At 72.2% G+C, this 16265-nt stretch carries 13 protein-coding genes; 8 read left to right on the top strand and 5 right to left on the bottom strand.

Annotation, left to right across the window (positions count from 1 at the left end; translation table 11 throughout):
• The first annotated feature begins 157 nt into the window (after window positions 1-157).
• Together ACF068_RS24605 and ACF068_RS24600 are read left to right on the top strand one after the other, a co-directional pair.
• Window positions 158-760 (top strand): hypothetical protein, encoded by a 603-nt coding sequence (locus ACF068_RS24605; RefSeq protein WP_392276459.1) that lies wholly within the window; start codon window positions 158-160, stop codon window positions 758-760.
• A 101-nt stretch (window positions 761-861) separates the two neighbouring features.
• Window positions 862-1527 carry a class F sortase gene (locus ACF068_RS24600; protein WP_392276458.1) on the top strand — a complete coding sequence of 222 codons (666 nt, stop codon included), beginning with the start codon at window positions 862-864 and terminating at the stop codon, window positions 1525-1527.
• 55 nt (window positions 1528-1582) lie between these two features.
• On the opposite strand, the gene ACF068_RS24595 is transcribed toward ACF068_RS24600, so the two are convergent.
• On the bottom strand, window positions 1583-2359 hold the full coding sequence (locus ACF068_RS24595; RefSeq protein WP_392276457.1) for a sulfite exporter TauE/SafE family protein: 777 nt from the start codon (window positions 2357-2359) through the stop codon (window positions 1583-1585).
• Window positions 2360-2572: 213 nt separating this feature from the next.
• Here ACF068_RS24595 and ACF068_RS24590 point away from each other — a divergent pair, with 213 nt between their 5' ends.
• The 3 genes from ACF068_RS24590 to nirD are packed head-to-tail and all read left to right on the top strand — an operon-like array spanning window position 2573 to window position 6619.
• Window positions 2573-3754: an NAD(P)/FAD-dependent oxidoreductase gene (locus ACF068_RS24590; RefSeq protein ID WP_392276456.1), complete on the top strand. Its 1182-nt coding sequence runs from the start codon at window positions 2573-2575 to the stop codon at window positions 3752-3754.
• A 1-nt stretch (window position 3755) separates the two neighbouring features.
• Window positions 3756-6275 (top strand): nitrite reductase large subunit NirB, encoded by a 2520-nt coding sequence (nirB, locus tag ACF068_RS24585; RefSeq protein ID WP_392276455.1) that lies wholly within the window; start codon window positions 3756-3758, stop codon window positions 6273-6275.
• The gene (gene nirD / locus ACF068_RS24580) at window positions 6272-6619 is read left to right on the top strand and encodes a nitrite reductase small subunit NirD (RefSeq protein WP_392276454.1); all 348 of its coding nucleotides are present in this window, start codon (window positions 6272-6274) and stop codon (window positions 6617-6619) included. The genes nirB and nirD overlap by 4 nt, the downstream gene beginning before the upstream one ends.
• Before the next feature lie 106 nt (window positions 6620-6725).
• On the opposite strand, the gene ACF068_RS24575 is transcribed toward nirD, so the two are convergent.
• Window positions 6726-7136 carry a VOC family protein gene (locus ACF068_RS24575; protein ID WP_392276453.1) on the bottom strand — a complete coding sequence of 137 codons (411 nt, stop codon included), beginning with the start codon at window positions 7134-7136 and terminating at the stop codon, window positions 6726-6728.
• A 70-nt stretch (window positions 7137-7206) separates the two neighbouring features.
• On the opposite strand from ACF068_RS24575, the gene ACF068_RS24570 reads away from it, so the two are divergent.
• Window positions 7207-7365: a hypothetical protein gene (locus tag ACF068_RS24570; RefSeq protein ID WP_392276452.1), complete on the top strand. Its 159-nt coding sequence runs from the start codon at window positions 7207-7209 to the stop codon at window positions 7363-7365.
• 94 nt (window positions 7366-7459) lie between these two features.
• Window positions 7460-8620 (top strand): PhoX family protein, encoded by a 1161-nt coding sequence (locus tag ACF068_RS24565; protein ID WP_392276451.1) that lies wholly within the window; start codon window positions 7460-7462, stop codon window positions 8618-8620.
• Here ACF068_RS24565 and ACF068_RS24560 read toward each other — a convergent pair.
• The 3 genes from ACF068_RS24560 to dusB all read right to left on the bottom strand — a co-directional run bounded on the left by ACF068_RS24560 (window position 8590) and on the right by dusB (window position 14619).
• Entirely contained in the window at window positions 8590-9630 is a 1041-nt protein-coding gene (locus ACF068_RS24560; protein WP_392276450.1) for an ArsR/SmtB family transcription factor, read from the bottom strand. The two genes, ACF068_RS24565 and ACF068_RS24560, sit on opposite strands and share 31 nt — an antisense overlap.
• A 705-nt stretch (window positions 9631-10335) precedes the next feature.
• A complete protein-coding gene (gene ppdK / locus ACF068_RS24555) occupies window positions 10336-13047 on the bottom strand; it encodes a pyruvate, phosphate dikinase (RefSeq protein ID WP_392276449.1) in 2712 nt (903 codons plus the stop codon).
• Between the two features lie 435 nt (window positions 13048-13482).
• Window positions 13483-14619, bottom strand: coding sequence for a tRNA dihydrouridine synthase DusB (gene dusB / locus ACF068_RS24550; RefSeq protein ID WP_392276448.1), 1137 nt, complete (start codon window positions 14617-14619; stop codon window positions 13483-13485).
• Window positions 14620-14676: 57 nt separating this feature from the next.
• On the opposite strand from dusB, the gene ACF068_RS24545 reads away from it, so the two are divergent.
• Entirely contained in the window at window positions 14677-16119 is a 1443-nt protein-coding gene (locus tag ACF068_RS24545; RefSeq protein ID WP_392276447.1) for an MFS transporter, read from the top strand.
• Window positions 16120-16265: the final 146 nt, after the last annotated feature.

Genomic DNA, 16265 nt, shown 5'->3' with positions numbered 1-16265 from the left:
CCCTGACCTGCGGCGACGTCCGGCGTCCAGGGCGCCACGCCGACCCGGACGGCGCAATCTGATGGGTCATCAGCAGGCGCGGGCGGCGGGTGGGGTCTTACCTCGGACACAGGAGATCAGCCTGCCCCACCCCCCGTCGCGCGCCCCGGAGGACCCCATGCGCACCACTGCCCGCCTGCTGACCGGTACCGCGCTGGCGGTCGTCTCGCTCGGCGCCCTCGCCTCGCCGGCCGTGTACGCCGCCCCCGCCGGTGACTTCGGGAAGCTGGAGGTGTACCCGTCACCCGCCGAACCCGGTGAGACCGTCACGGTCAACACCACCGCGTGCGGCAAGAAGGGCCACGGGATCGGTGACGCGCAGTCCCTGGGCGCGGGCGACTTCGAGTTGTCGCCGGGCGCCCACAAGGACGTCGTGGTCGGCCGGTTCACCGTGCCCTCCCACACCAAGCCGGGCACCTACGCCATCGCCGTCGCCTGCGACAACGGCAGGACGGCCACCGGTGACCTGACCGTCCGGCACGGGGGCAACGACTCCGGCGGCCACGACTCGGGCGGGCACTCGGGCGGCCACGACTCGGGCGGCACCGGGGGGCACGACCAGGGCCGCCACGACCCCAGTGGCCACGTACGGACCGGGGTGGGCGGCAGCGTCGGCCCCGACACCACCCAGATCGCGGCGGGAGTGGCCGTGCTGGCCGCCTCCGCCGTAGGCGGGGTCTGGCTCCTGCGCCGCCGGGCGAGCGGCGCGCAGGACAGCTGACGGGGTCCGTCCCCGTACCCCCGCCCCGCTCCCCGCCCCCGCCGCGTGTGTCCCCGAGACCGCGGCGCGGGCGGGGAGCCCCATCCCCCGCGAGGGCAGCCATGACCGACGACACCAGGAGCGGCGCCGGGAACGACACCGTGAACGGCGCCGGGAAGAAGGGCAAGGGCTGGGGCGTGGTCATCGCCGCCTGCGTCGGCCTCTGGCTGGTCCAGAACGGCTCCGCGGAGACGACCCCGCCCGTCCCCACCGCCGCCGAGGCCTTCGCCGCCGGACCCCACCGGCACACCGACGCGGCCGCCGACCCGCTGCCCGCCGCCGCCCCGGTCCGCGTCCGCATCCCCGAGATCGGCGTCGACGCCCCGGTGATGCGCCTGGGCCTGGCACCGGACCGCAGCCTGGAGGTCCCGCCGGCCGGCAACCCGAACGTCGCCGGCTGGTACGCGGACGGCACCCCGCCCGGCGCCAAGGGCACCGCCCTGGTGGTCGGGCACGTCGACAACGCCGAGGGGCCCGCCGTCTTCTACGCGCTCGGCGCGCTGAAGAAGGGCCACCGCGTCGAGGTCGCCCGCGACGACGGCCGGACAGCGGTCTTCACCATCGACGCGATCGAGGTGTACGAGAAGGACGGCTTCCCCGACCGGAAGGTCTACGGGGCCGCCGACCGGGCGGAGCTCCGGGTGATCACCTGCGGCGGCGGGTTCGACCGGAAGACCGGCTACCGGGGCAACGTCGTCGCGTACGCCCACCTGATCGGCGTCCGCTGAGGCGCCCGAGCGCGCGTGCAGGACCGCGGGCCAGGCGAGACTCCGCGGACACGACCTAGCCGAACTGGTCGAAGGCCAGCTTCGCCACCAGCGAGAAGACGACCACCAGCAGCACGCCCCGCACGAACTCCGCGCCCTTGCGCAGCGCCATCCGCGCCCCGAACATCCCGCCCGCCAGGTTGAACACCGCCATCAGCGCGGCGAGCCGCCACAGCACCGTCCCCTGGTACGCGAACATCGCCAGCGCCCCCGCGTTGGTGCACACGTTCACGATCTTGGCGGTGGCCGACGCGGTCACCAGGTCCAGGTGGAGCACGGCGGTCAGGGCCAGCACCAGGAACGTGCCGGTCCCGGGGCCGAACAGCCCGTCGTAGAAGCCGATGCCGCCGCCGACGAGGACGATCGCGGTGACCACCCGGGCCCGGGTGACCGGCCGCCCGGCGGTGGCCGTGCCGAACGAGGGCCGCAGCATCACGAACGCCGCCACGCCCAGCAGCACCACCATGATGACCGGCCGCAGCACGTCGCTGCTGATCCCCGCGGCGAAGAAGGCGCCGCCCATGGACCCGGCCAGGGCCGCCAGCCCGATCCGCACCGCCGTCCCCACGTCTACCGGCGCCTTGCGCACGTAGGTCACGGCGGCACCCGTGGTGCCCACGATCGCCACCGCCTTGTTGGTGCCGAGGACCTGGGCGGCCGGGACGTGCGGCAGACCGAGCAGCAGCGCAGGCAGGAGCAGCAGCCCGCCGCCGCCCACCACGGCGTCGATCCACCCCGCCACGAGGGCGGCCGAACAGAGGAGGACCAGGGTGGTCAGCGATATCTCGGGCATGACCATGAGCCTAGGGACGGGATACGTGTGCCGTCCACGGAACCAGGGAGGCTTGAGGTACCTCTGAGGTCCGGCCGCCGGTGGGCGCCGCCGGGCGGCGGGGTCCGCGCCGCTGCTCCTCACGCCCGGAGCCGGGCTCCGCTGAGATCAGCTTTCCGTGGGCGAAACAATCGGGATGCGGTCGGGTAACACCGCCGACGCACGCTGACGGGCATGAGTTCACGGATCGTGGTGGTCGGCGGAGGCACGGCGGGCGCGCGTCTCGCCGAGCGGCTGCCCGTCACCCTGCTCGGCGAGGAGCCGCACGCCCCGTACAACCGGGTGCTGCTCGCGGATGTCCTGGCCGGGCGGTACGGGCCCGAGGTCATCGCCCTGCCGGCCCCCCGGGAAGACGGGTCGCGGCACTCGGTGCGGGTGACCCGCATCGACCGCGCCGCCCGGGTGGTGCACTGCGCGGGCGGCGAGGCGTTCGCCTACGACCGGCTGGTGCTGGCCACCGGCTCGAACCCGGTGCTGCCGCCGCTGCGGGGCCTGGGGGCCGGACGGCTGCCGGCCGGGGTGCACGCGTTCCGGACGCTCGACGACTGCCTGGCGCTGGACGCGCTGGTGGGCCCCGGGGCGCGGGCGGTGGTGATTGGCGGCGGGCTGCTGGGCGTGTCGGCGGCCCGCGCGCTGGCCGCCCGGGGCGCGGAGGTGGTGCTGGCCCAGCAGGGCGAGCACCTGATGGAGCGCCAGCTCGACGCGGGCGCGTCCGCGATCCTCCGCCGCCACCTGGAGGCGGACCTGGGCGTGGAGGTGCACACCGAGTGCCGCGTCCGGGGCCTGCGGTGCGTGGACGACACGGTGGAGGCGGTCGAACTGGCCGACGGCTTCGTGCTGGCCGCCGATGTCGTCGTCCTCGCCTGCGGGGTGCGCCCCCGCGTGGGCCTCGCCCTGGAGGCAGGCCTGGACGTGAAGCGCGGGATCGTCGTGGACGACCGGCTGCGCACCTCCGACCCGTACATCCACGCCGTCGGTGACTGCGCCGAGCACGACGGCCGGCTCTACGGGCTGGCCGGCGCCGCCCTGGAGCAGGCCGACGTCCTCACCGAGGTGCTGACCCACGGCACCGGCGCCTACCGGGGCACCCGCGCGCTGACCCGGCTCAGCATGGACGCCCTCGAACTGGCGGCGTTCGGCGAGGCGACGCCGCTGCCCGGTGACGACACCGTGCAGCTCGCCGACGCCACCAGCGGCGCGTACCGGAAGGTCGTCGTCCGAGGCGACCGGCTCGTCGGGGGCGTGCTGCTCGGCGACCTCGGCGCGGTCGGGGCGCTCGCCCGGGCCTGGGAGGGCGACGAGGCCCTCCCGGAAGCGCCCCTGCTCCATCTGCTCACCCATGACGGAGGCTCCTGAAATGGCCCACATGCCCACAATCGTCCTCGTCGGCCACGGCATGGTCGGCCAGCGCTTCCTGGAGGCCCTCGCCGAGCGCGGGGTCACGGAGCGGGCGCGGATCGTCGTGCTCTGCGAGGAGCCCCGCCCGGCGTACGACCGGGTGCGCCTGACCTCGTACTTCGACGGGAAGACGCCCGACGACCTGTCCATGGTCGAGGACGGCTTCATGGCGCGGCACGGCATCGAGCTGCACCTGGACGACCCGGCCGAGACCATCGACCGCGAGGCCCGCACGGTCACCTCGCGGGCCGGCCGGGTGATCGCGTACGACACCCTCGTGCTGGCCACCGGCTCCTACCCCTTCGTCCCGCCGGTGCCGGGCAAGGACGCCACGGGCTGCTTCGTCTACCGGACGATCGAGGACCTGCTCGCCATCGAGGAGTACGCCAAGACGGCGCGGACCGGCGCGGTGGTCGGCGGCGGGCTGCTCGGCCTGGAGGCGGCCGGCGCGCTCAAGGGCCTGGGCCTGGAGACGCACGTGGTGGAGTTCGCGCCGCGGCTGATGCCGGTGCAGGTCGACGAGGGCGGCGGCGCGGCGCTGCTGCGCACCATCGAGAACATGGGCCTCGTCGTCCACACCGGCACCGGCACGCAGGAGGTCCTCACCGAGGACGGCTCGGTGACCGGCATGGCCCTGTCGGACGGCTCGACGGTCACCACCGACATGGTGGTCTTCTCGGCGGGCGTACGGCCCCGGGACCAGCTTGCGCGCGACTGCGGCCTGGCGGTCGGCGAGCGCGGCGGCATCGCGGTGGACGAGCGGTGCCGGACGTCGGACCCGGCGGTGTACGCGATCGGCGAGTGCGCCATGGCGGTGGACGGCCGGGTGTACGGCCTGGTCGCGCCCGGGTACGAGATGGCGCTGACCGCCGCCGCGACGATCGCGGACGAGGAGGTGGACGGCTTCACGGGTGCCGACATGTCCACCAAGCTGAAGCTCCTCGGCGTGGACGTGGCGTCGTTCGGCGACGCGCACGGCACGGCCGAGGGCTGCCTGGACGTCGTCTACTCGGACTCCCGCTCCGGGATCTACAAGAAGCTGGTGGTGGACCCCGACGGCGTGCTGCTGGGCGGTGTCCTGGTCGGTGACGCCGAGTCGTACGGCATGCTGCGCCCGATGACCGGGACGAAGCCGCCGGTGGCGCCCGAGCAGCTGGTGCTGCCGGCCGGTGCCGGTGCGCCGGTGTCGCTGGGCCCGCAGTCGCTCCCCGACGACGCGATCATCTGCTCCTGCCACAACGTCACCAAGGGCGCCATCTGTGCCTGCTCCTCGCTGCCCGAGGTGAAGAAGTGCACCAAGGCGGGCACCGGCTGCGGCAGTTGTGTGAAGGTGATCCAGCAGCTCCTGCCGAAGCCGGCCGACAGCGGGATGTGCGGCTGCTTCTCCTACACCCGCAGCGAGTTGTACGAGATCGTCCGCACCCTGCGCGTCACGTCGTACGGGGAGCTGCTGGACTCGCACGGCCGCGAGGAGGCGCGCGGCGGCGAGGGCTGCGAGGTCTGCAAGCCGGCCGTGGCGTCGATCCTGGCCAGCCTGACCAACGAGTACATCCTCGACGGCGAGCGGGCGGCCCTCCAGGACACCAACGACCACTTCCTGGCGAACATGCAGCGCAACGGCTCGTACTCGATCGTGCCGCGCATCCCGGGCGGGGAGATCACCCCGGAGAAACTGATCGTGATCGGTGAGGTGGCCCGGGACTTCGGCCTCTACACCAAGATCACGGGTGGGCAGCGGATCGACCTGTTCGGCGCGCGGGTGGACCAGCTTCCGCAGATCTGGACCCGGCTGGTGGACGCGGGCTTCGAGTCGGGCCACGCGTACGGCAAGTCGCTGCGGACGGTGAAGTCCTGCGTGGGCCAGACCTGGTGCCGGTACGGCGTGCAGGACTCGGTGAAGATGGCCATCGACCTGGAGCTGCGCTACCGGGGCCTGCGCGCCCCGCACAAGCTCAAGTCGGCCGTCTCGGGATGTGCGCGCGAGTGCGCGGAGGCCCAGTCGAAGGACTTCGGCGTGATCGCCACGGCGAACGGCTGGAACCTGTACGTCGGCGGCAACGGCGGCGCCACGCCGCGCCACGCGGACCTGCTCGCCCAGGACCTGTCGGACGCGGAGCTGATCCGGCTGATCGACCGGTTCCTGATGTTCTACATCCGTACCGCCGACCGGCTGGAGCGCACGGCGGCCTGGCTGGAGCGGCTGGAGGGCGGCCTGGACCACCTCCGGGACGTGGTCGTGCACGACAAGCTCGGGCTGTGCGACGAGCTGGAGGCGCTGATGGCCGCGCACGTGGCGAGCTACCACGACGAGTGGGCCGAGACGCTGAACGACCCCGAGCGGCTGCGCCGGTTCGTCTCCTTCGTGAACGCCCCGGACGCGCCGGACCCGTCGGTGAAGTTCGTGCCCCAGCGCGGCCAGATCAAGCCGGACCTGACGATCCTCACGCTGGAACCCCTGGAAGGAGCCTCCGCCCGATGATGCTCGAACTCTGCCACGACGACGACTGGCTGACGGTCTGCGACGACTCGGTACTGACCCCGGGGCGCGGCATGGCGGCCCTGCTGCCGGACGGCCGGCAGGCGGCGCTGTTCCGGGACCGGGCGGGCCGGCTGTACGCGATCGACAACCGGGACCCCTTCACCGGCGCCCAGGTGCTGTCGCGCGGCCTGATCGGTTCGGCGGGCGGACGGCCGTTCGTGGCGTCGCCGCTGCTGAAGCAGCGCTTCGACCTGGAGACGGGGCGGTGCCTGGACGACGAGGAGGTGTCGGTGGCGGTCTTCCCGGTGCGGACCCGGGAACTCGTCGCGGCGGCCGTGGCCTGACCCGCCGCGGTGAGCGCGGGCCGCCGTGTCGTGCGCCGGCCCGCGCCGCCGCCCTGGACCACCCGGGCGACGGCGTGCGGGTCCACGCGGTGGGGTGGGAGCCCGGTCAGGCCTGGCCCTCCACCACCTTCGGGTCCATCCAGATGACCTCCCACAGGTGGTGGTCGGGGTCCTGGAAGGAGCGGCCGTACATCGTGCCGTAGTCCTGCGGCTCGTTGGCGGCGGACCCGCCGGACGCCAGCGCGGCGTCGCACAGCCGGTCGACCCGCTCCCGGCTGTCGGCGCTCAGCGCGAAGATCGCCTCGGTGGTGCGCGCCGCGTCCGCGACGTCCTTCTTGGTGAAGTCCTTGAAGCGCGGCTCGGTGAGCAGCATGACGAAGATGGTGTCGCTGATGACCAGGCACGCGGTCCTGTCGTCGCTGAACTGCTCGTTGAAGGAGTAGCCGAGCTTGCTCCAGAAGGCCTTCGAGGTCTCGAGGTCCTTCACCGGCAGGTTCACGAAGATCATCTGGGGCATGGTCGTCTTCTCTTCTCTCGTGTGTGTCGCTGTCGGGGGGGTAGACCGGGGAGTCCGGCACGATTCATCGGTGCGCGAGCAACCCCTCGGGAAGAACTTCGCCCCACTCGGCGTCCCCCGCCACTCCACCCACCCGGGCGCCGGGCCCGGGCCCGGCGCGGTTCCGGCCGGGAACCACCCCCGCGCCGAAGCAGCAGGGCTCCGCCGCTTCCGCTTCACCGGCCGTTGATGCACCGTCCATGAGGGACTCCTAGGTTCCGGAAGCGCGCGGCCCCGTCGCCCGACCGGCGCGGCGGGAGGGTCACACACCCTTGGAGTGACAAGTGGAACGTCGCAGTTTCCTGCGTGGAGCGGTCATGGGCGGCACGGTGGCGGCCTTCGGCGGCACCCTGATGCAGGGCGCGGCCTACGCGGCCCCGGCCCAGCCCGGCCCGGGCCCCTACGGGGCGCTCGGCGCGGCGGACGCCAACGGCATCCAGTTGCCCGCCGGCTTCACCAGCCGGGTGATCGCCCGCTCCGGCCAGAAGGTCGGGCCGACCGCGTACACCTGGCACAACGCCCCCGACGGCGGCGCCTGTTTCGCCGACGGCACGGGCTGGATCTACGTGTCGAACTCGGAGATCAACCCGGGCGGCGGCGCGAGCGCCGTGACGTTCTCCTCGACCGGCGCCATCACCGGCGCCTACCGCATCCTGTCGAACACCCGGCAGAACTGCGCCGGCGGCAGGACCCCGTGGAACACCTGGCTGTCCTGCGAGGAGGTCAGCCTGGGGTACGTGTACGAGACCGACCCGTTCGGCGTGAACGGGGCCGTGCGCCGGGACGCGATGGGCCGCTTCAAGCACGAGGCGGCCGCCGCCGACCCCGTGCGCAAGGTCGTGTACCTCACCGAGGACGAGACCAACGGCTGCCTGTACCGCTTCGTCCCCACCACCTGGGGCGACCTGTCCGCCGGCACCCTCCAGGTGCTGAAGGCCGGCACCGCCGCCTCCGGCAGCTTCACCTGGGTGACCGTGCCGGATCCGGACGGCTCCCCCGCCTACACCCGTGACCAGGTCTCCGGCGCCAAGCGGTTCAACGGCGGCGAGGGCTGCCACTACGCCAACGACACCGTCTGGTTCACCACCAAGGGCGACAACCGCCTCTGGCAGCTCGACCTCACCGACAACACCTACGAGCTGGCCTACGACGACTCGCTGGTCAGCGGCGGCTCCGCCCCGCTGACCGGCGTGGACAACGTCACCGGCTCGTCCTCCGGCGATCTGTTCGTCGCCGAGGACGGCGGCAACATGGAGATCTGCGTCATCACGCCCGACGACGTGGTGGCGCCCTTCCTGCGGATCAACGGCCAGTCCGGCTCGGAGATCTGCGGCCCGGCCTTCTCGCCGGACGGCAAGCGGCTGTACTTCTCCAGCCAGCGGGGCACCACCGGCAGTTCGTCGGGCGGCATCACCTACGAGGTGACGGGGCCGTTCCGCGCGTAACGCCGCCGCTGCTGGAGCTGTCCGGGCTGGGTGCCGCCCCCGTGCAGGAGGGCGGCGCCCAGTGGCGTCAGGGTGTGCAGGACGGAGCTGCCCTGGCGGAGGGTGACCACCAGGCCGGCGTCGCGCAGCACGCCCGCGTGCTGGCTGGCGGAGGCGAGGGACACCCCGGCGCGGCGGGCCAGCTCGCTGGTCGTACCGCCGTGCCCTATGGCCCTGAGGACCGCGCACCGGGTGTGCCCGACGAGCCGGCCCAGCGGGGACGCCCCGGGCTCGCCGGGGCCCGGGGCGGGCGCGTCGGTGTGCGTCACGGGGTAGACCAGCACGGGCGGCAGCTCGGGGTCCCGGAGCACCACCGGGGTGCCCCGGCAGAAGTACGACGGCTGGAGCAGCAGGCCCCGCCCGTCCAGGTGCAGCTCACGGTCGACGGGGTAGTCCGCCTCCAGCACGGGCGCGCGCCAGCGCAGCACCGGCGGCAGGGAGGCGAGCAGTTCGTCGGCGCCGCCGTCGAGGAGGGCGCGCCCGCGCACCGCCCGGTCGGCCTCGACGCGGGCCTCGATGTGCGCCCAGTACGGCTCGACGGCGGCCCGGTGGTAGCCGCGCAACGCCCCGACGAGGCGTCCGAACGGCTCCTGGCGGCCCTCGGCGAGGTCGCGGGCCCAGGCGGGCAGCGGGGCCGAGCCGGGCCGGGAGGCGGCCAGCAGGGCCAGTTCGGTGTGGACCCGGGCCGGCGGGGTGGCCCGCACCGCCTGGAGTCCCGCGTCGAGGCCGTCGAGGCCCTGGGGAGGCGTGAGGAAGTCGGGGAAATAGCCCCGGGTCGGCACGAGCGCGCCGAGGAGCCTCGTCTCGCCGTTCAGCCGCGTCCGGGATTCCGAGCGCCACGCTCCGTAGACCAGGGCGCCGCGCCGGTCCCGCAGCCGGTGAAAGCTGAGAATCGTCTCCCACAACGCGTCGGGCCGGGCGGCCATCCTGACCCCCGCGAGGTCGTCCCCGGTGAAATGAATACGCAGCACTGAACCCACCCCTGTTGCATCCGCAATCACCCCCCGCCAATGAGTATGCATGCCATCACAGGCCGTCACCACGGCATTTCAGCCACAGTTGAAACGCATCGCGGAGACCGGGGGTGAACCGAAAAGCTGTACGCCGTCGGGCAGGAAACCTTCAGGACCGAGGTGACGTGGTGAAGACCGTGGGGGGCTTCGCGCGTCCGGCGGCGGACCTGAAAGGTTGCGGCTCTCCCGCCCGGCAGGGGTAATGGGGCGCGGTCGGCGGGTGGGGATCCGGTGGCCGCGCTCCGCCCGTTCTTTGCGGGATGAATCAGCACATTCAGCCGACATTGGCCGGTACATTGACCTGACATAAAGGTCCGGTGTTCAACAGCCCGGAATTCAACCGGCCGCAATGCAACAGGAACCCGCATTCCTCCCCGGGACCCCGCGCGGGCCCGGGCTCCCCGCGTCCCTCGGCCCCCGGCCCCTCGGCCCCCGGCCCCGGCTCCCCACGGCACCCGGCCCCTGGTTCCTGGCCCCCGGACGGCTCCCCCGGTCGGCTCCCCCGGACGCACGACGACGGGGCGGACACCTCCGCACAAGGTGTCCGCCCCGTCCTTCATGGATACCGGAGCCGCCGCCGATCGGTGAGGGTCGGGGACCGACGGCGGCTCCGGTGGCTCATGGCGCCGTGGCCGTCCGGGCGTGGACGGCCACGGCCCTGGTTCAGCGGCTGTCGCTCCCGCTGGACTGCGCGGCCGCGCGGCCCGCCTCCAGGCGCGCCACCGGGATCCGGAACGGCGAGCAGGAGACGTAGTCCAGGCCCACCTCGTGGAAGAAGTGCACCGACTCCGGGTCACCGCCGTGCTCGCCGCAGACGCCGAGCTTGATGTCCGGGCGGGTGGCCCGGCCGGCCTGGACCGCGCTGCGCACGAGCGCGCCGACGCCGTCCTTGTCGATCGTCTCGAACGGGCTGACGCCGAAGATGCCCTTCTCCAGGTACGCGGTGAAGAAGCTGGCCTCCACGTCGTCCCGGGAGAAGCCCCACACCGTCTGGGTGAGGTCGTTGGTGCCGAAGGAGAAGAACTCGGCGCACTCGGCGATCTGACCGGCGGTCACGGCGGCGCGCGGCAGCTCGATCATCGTGCCGAGCGCCAGCGTCAGCTCCACGCCGGTCTGCGCCTGCACCTCGGCGATGACCTGCTCGGCCTCGTCGCGGACCAGCTCCAGCTCCTGGACCGTGCCGACCAGCGGGATCATGATCTCGGCGCGCGGGTCGCCCTTGGCCTCGACGCGCTGGGCGGCCGCCTCGGCGATGGCCCGCACCTGCATGGTGAACAGGCCGGGGATGACGAGCCCGAGGCGTACGCCGCGCAGGCCCAGCATCGGGTTCTGCTCGTGCAGCCGGTGGACGGCCTGGAGCAGCCGCAGCTCGTTCTCGTGCGGCTCCTTGCGGGCCTCGGCGAGGGCGACGCGCACCGACAGCTCGGTGATGTCGGGCAGGAACTCGTGCAGCGGCGGGTCCAGCAGGCGGACCGTGACGGGCAGGCCGTCCATCGCCTCGAACAGCTCGACGAAGTCCTGCTTCTGGAGCGGCAGCAGGGCCTTCAGGGCGTCCTCGCGCTCCTCGTCGGTGTCGGCGAGGATGAGCCGCTCGACGTACTCGCGCCGCTCGCCGAGGAACATGTGCTCGGTGCGGCACAGGCCGATGCCCTGGGCCCCGAAGCGCCGCGCCCGCGAGGCGTCCTCGGCGTTGTCGGCGTTGGCCCGTACGCGCAGCCGGCGTACCCGGTCCGCGTACGCCATGATCCGGTGCACGGCCTGCACCAGCTCGTCGGCGTCGTCGGCGCCGGCGTGCATCCGGCCCTCGAAGTACTCGACGACCGGGGACGGCACGACGGGCACCTCGCCGAGGTACACCTTGCCGGTGGAACCGTCGATGGAGACCACGTCGCCCTCCTCGACGACGTGCCCGCCGGGCACGGTCATCCGGCGGCGCTTGGTGTCGACCTCCAGCTCCTCGGCGCCGCAGACACAGGTCTTGCCCATGCCGCGCGCCACGACGGCCGCGTGGGAGGTCTTGCCGCCGCGCGAGGTCAGGATGCCCTCGGCGGCGATCATGCCGTCCAGGTCGTCGGGGTTGGTCTCCCGGCGGATCAGGATGACCTTCTCGCCGGACCGGGACCACTTGACGGCGGTGTACGAGTCGAAGACGGCCTTGCCGACCGCCGCGCCGGGCGAGGCGGCGATGCCGCGCCCGACCTGCTGGACCTCCGCCTTCTCGTCGAAGCGGGGGAACATGAGCTGGGCGAGCTGGGCGCCGTTGACGCGCTGGAGCGCCTCCGCCTCGTCGATCAGGCCCTGGTCCACGAGCTGCGTCGCGATCCGGAAGGCGGCACCGGCGGTGCGCTTGCCGACCCGGGTCTGGAGCATCCAGAGCTGGCCGCGCTCGATGGTGAACTCGATGTCGCAGAGGTCCTTGTAGTGGTTCTCCAGCGTCTCCATGATCTGCATGAGCTGGTCGTACGACGTCTTGTCGATCGACTCGAGGTCGGCCAGCGGCACCGTGTTGCGGATGCCGGCGACGACGTCCTCGCCCTGCGCGTTCTGGAGGTAGTCGCCGTAGACGCCCTGGTGGCCGGAGGCGGGGTCGCGGGTGAAGGCGACGCCGGTGCCGGAGTCGGGGCCGAGGTTGCCGAAGACCATGGAGCAGACGTTGACCGCCGTGCCGAGGTCGTGCGGGATGCGCTCCTGGCGGCGGTAGAGCTTGGCGCGCTCGCCGTTCCAGGAGTCGAAGACGGCCTTGATGGCCAGGTCCATCTGCTCGCGCGGGTCCTGCGGGAAGTCGCGGCCGGCCTCGGCCTTGACGATCTTCTTGAAGTGCTTGACCAGCTTCTTCAGGTCGCCCGCGTCGAGGTCGGTGTCGACGGTGACCTTCTTGGCGGCCTTGGCATCCTCCAGGGCCTCCTCGAAGAGCTCGCCGTCGACGCCGAGGACGGTCTTGCCGAACATCTGGATCAGGCGCCGGTAGGAGTCCCAGGCGAACCGCTCGTCCCCGGCCTGCTTGGCCAGGCCCTCGACGGACTTGTCGGAGAGTCCGATGTTGAGGACGGTGTCCATCATGCCGGGCATGGAGAACTTGGCGCCGGAACGGACGGAGACCAGAAGCGGGTTGTCGGCCTGGCCGAGCTTCTTGCCCATCTTCTCCTCGAGGGCGTCGAGGTGCGCGGTGACCTCGTCGCGCAGCTCGACCGGCTCGTCGCCGCTGTCGAGGTAGACCTTGCAGGCCTCGGTGGTGATGGTGAACCCGGGAGGCACGGGAAGACCCAGGTTGGTCATCTCGGCGAGGTTGGCACCCTTACCGCCGAGCAGGTCCTTCAGGTCCTTGTTGCCCTCGGTGAAGTCGTACACGAACTTCTGATCTTTGTTTTCCGACACGGGTCTCGACTCCTCGAGGACTCGGTGGCTGCCCTGACGGCGAGGAACATACCCAGATCGAAGGCTTCTGGGTACGTACGCCTACCCGTCATACGGCCTTAACCACCCGTCCGCCACCAGATCGAAAGTGACCGCGCGGTAGGTTTTCCGGCCCGACTCCTTCAGCCTCCGAATGAGCTTTGACTCAAAGCTGGGGGTAACCGCTCAAGTGAGCGTCTAGTCAGGCACTTGCGTTCAACTTGTGAACACAAAAAGGGTGGCACTGAGTGCCACCCTTTGAGAAGTGCATCCGCCGATTTGGCGCTCATCTGAGCACAACCCCTATCAGGGGTGGCGAGAATCACGCCCTGCTGGAGCGCGGGATTCCAGTATCCGGACCGGTCCGGCACAGCCTCCGGGCAGCCTCCGGCACCCCCTCGCCCCACCCGGCGCGGGTCACCCGCCGGAGGTGTCCAGTTCGGCGTCCGCGCTGACGGCAGCGCAGTCGTAGGGGTCCTTGAGCCACCCGTCCGGCAGTACCACCCGGTTGTTCCCGGACGTCCTGCCGCGCGGCCCGTCCGCCCCCACCGGCCACGCCTGATCCAGGTCCAGCTCGCTCAGCTGAGCGCGCAGCTCGTCCAGCGACGAGGTCACCGCCAGCCGCTTGCGCATCTCCGAACCGACCGCGAACCCCTTCAGGTACCAGGCGACGTGCTTACGGAAGTCGATGACGCCCCGGGTCTCGTCGCCGATCCACTCCCCCAGCAGCCGGGCGTGCCGCACCATCACGTCCGCGACCTCGCGCAGGGTGGGCGTGGCCGCCGTCCCCGCCCCCTCGAAGGCCGCCACCAGGTCGCCGAAGAGCCACGGCCGCCCCAGGCAGCCGCGCCCGACGACGACGCCGTCGCACCCGGTCTCGCGCATCATCCGCAGCGCGTCGTCCGCCGACCAGATGTCGCCGTTGCCGAGGACGGGGATCTCCGGGACGTGCTCCTTGAGCCGGGCGATGGCGTCCCAGTCGGCCGTGCCGCCGTAGTGCTGGGCGGCGGTGCGGCCGTGCAGGGCGATGGCCGTCACGCCCTCCTCGACGGCGATGCGGCCCGCGTCCAGGAAGGTGATGTGGTCGTCGTCGATGCCCTTGCGCATCTTCATCGTGACCGGCAGGTCCCCGGCGTTCGAGACCGCCTCGTTGAGGATCGCCCGCAGCAGCGGCCGCTTGTAGGGCAGGGCGGAGCCGCCGCCCTTGCGGGTGACCTTGGGCACCGGGCAGCCGAAGTTCAGGTCGATGTGGTCCGCGAGGTCCTCGTCGACGATCATCCGGACCGCCTTGCCGACGGTCACCGGGTCCACGCCGTAGAGCTGGATCGAGCGGGGCGTCTCGGTCTCGTCGAAGTGGATGAGCTGCATGGTCTTCTCATTGCGCTCGACCAGCGCCCGTGTCGTGATCATCTCGCTCACGAACAGCCCCTTCCCACCGCTGAACTCGCGGCACAGGGTGCGGAAGGGGGCGTTGGTGATGCCGGCCATCGGCGCGAGCACCACCGGCGGCCGCACGGTGTGCGGCCCGATGGCAAGAGGACTGAACGCGGTCATGCCCCCCATTGTCGCCCACGTAGCGAGGAGGTCGTTAGTTAGGCGTACTTTGGATATATGCCCGAGTCCACCGACCGCCGGCGGCTGCTGGTCCTCGCGATCTGCTGCATGAGCCTGCTGATCGTCAGCCTCGACAACACCGTCCTGAACGTCGCCCTGCCCTCCATACGGCGGGAGCTGCACGCGACCGTCGCCGGGATGCAGTGGACCATCGACGCGTACACCCTCGTCCTGGCGTCGCTGCTGATGCTCGCCGGCTCCACCGCCGACCGGATCGGCCGGCGCAAGGTCTTCATGGCGGGGCTCGTCCTCTTCACGATCGGCTCGGTCCTCTGTTCCCTGGCGCCGAACCTGCCCGCCCTGATCGCCTTCCGCACGGTGCAGGCGGTGGGCGGCTCGATGCTCAACCCGGTCGCCATGTCGATCATCACCAACACGTTCACCGAGCCACGCGCGCGTGCCCGGGCCATCGGTGTCTGGGGCGGTGTGGTGGGCATCTCCATGGCGGCGGGCCCCCTGGTCGGCGGGGTGCTCACCGACTCGGTCGGCTGGCGCTCCATCTTCTGGATCAACCTGCCGGTCGGCCTGCTCGCGCTGTTCCTCACCTTCCGGTACGTCCCCGAGTCCCGCGCGCCCCGGCCGCGCCGGGTGGACCCGGTCGGCCAGTTGCTCGTCATGGTGTTCCTGGGCTGTCTGACGTACGCCATCATCGAGGCGCCCGTGTCCGGTTGGACCTCGCCGACGATCACGGGCTTCGCGGCGGCGGCCGCGCTCGCGCTGATCGCCCTGGTGCTGTACGAACCCCGGCGCGCGGAGCCGCTGATCGACCTGCGCTTCTTCCGCAGCGCGCCGTTCAGCGGGGCCACAATCATCGCGGTGTGCTCGTTCGCCGCGCTGGGCGGGTTCCTGTTCATCAACACCCTGTACCTCCAGGACGTACGGGGGCTCACCGCGCTGCACGCCGGGCTGTACATGCTTCCCATGGCGGCGCTCACCCTGGTCTGCGCGCCCGTGTCCGGGCGGATGGTGGGCAGCCGGGGCCCGCGCCTGCCGCTGCTGGTCGCGGGCGTGACGATGACGGCGAGCGGCGTGCTGTTCGCGGCCTTCGAGGCCGAGACGTCCACGCCGCTGCTCTTCACGGGGTACGTGCTCTTCGGCCTCGGCTTCGGCATGGTGAACGCCCCCATCACCAACACGGCCGTCTCGGGCATGCCCCGCGCCCAGGCGGGCGTCGCCGCCGCCGTCGCCTCGACCAGCCGGCAGATCGGCCAGACGCTTGGCGTCGCGGTCATCGGTGCCGTCCTGGCCGCCGGCGTCGCGCCCGCCTCGCACACGACCGGCTTCGTCGCCGCGAGCCGCCCCGCCTGGTGGATCATCGCCGCCCTCGGATTCCTCGTCCTCCTCGTCGGCACCGCCACCACCGGCCCCTGGGCCCGCACCACCGCCATCCGCACGGCCCGCCGCCTGGAGGAGCCGGAGACCCTGCCCGTCCCGCACTGAGCACCGGCACGCGCGCGGGGCGCCGGCACGCGCGCGCCGGCACGCGCGAGGCACCGGTTACGCGAAAAGGCCCGGACCGCCCCGTACGAGGGGTGGTCCGGGCCTTCGGCCCGCGCCGTGCGACATATCGCCGTGCGCGGTCCGGT

Origin of the sequence: Streptomyces sp. NPDC016309 (genome assembly GCF_043077235.1) — a bacterium.
In the GTDB taxonomy this organism is placed as follows: domain Bacteria; phylum Actinomycetota; class Actinomycetes; order Streptomycetales; family Streptomycetaceae; genus Streptomyces.
Note: the sequence above shows the minus strand (reverse complement) of the source record. Positions and strands in the feature narration are given on the sequence as shown.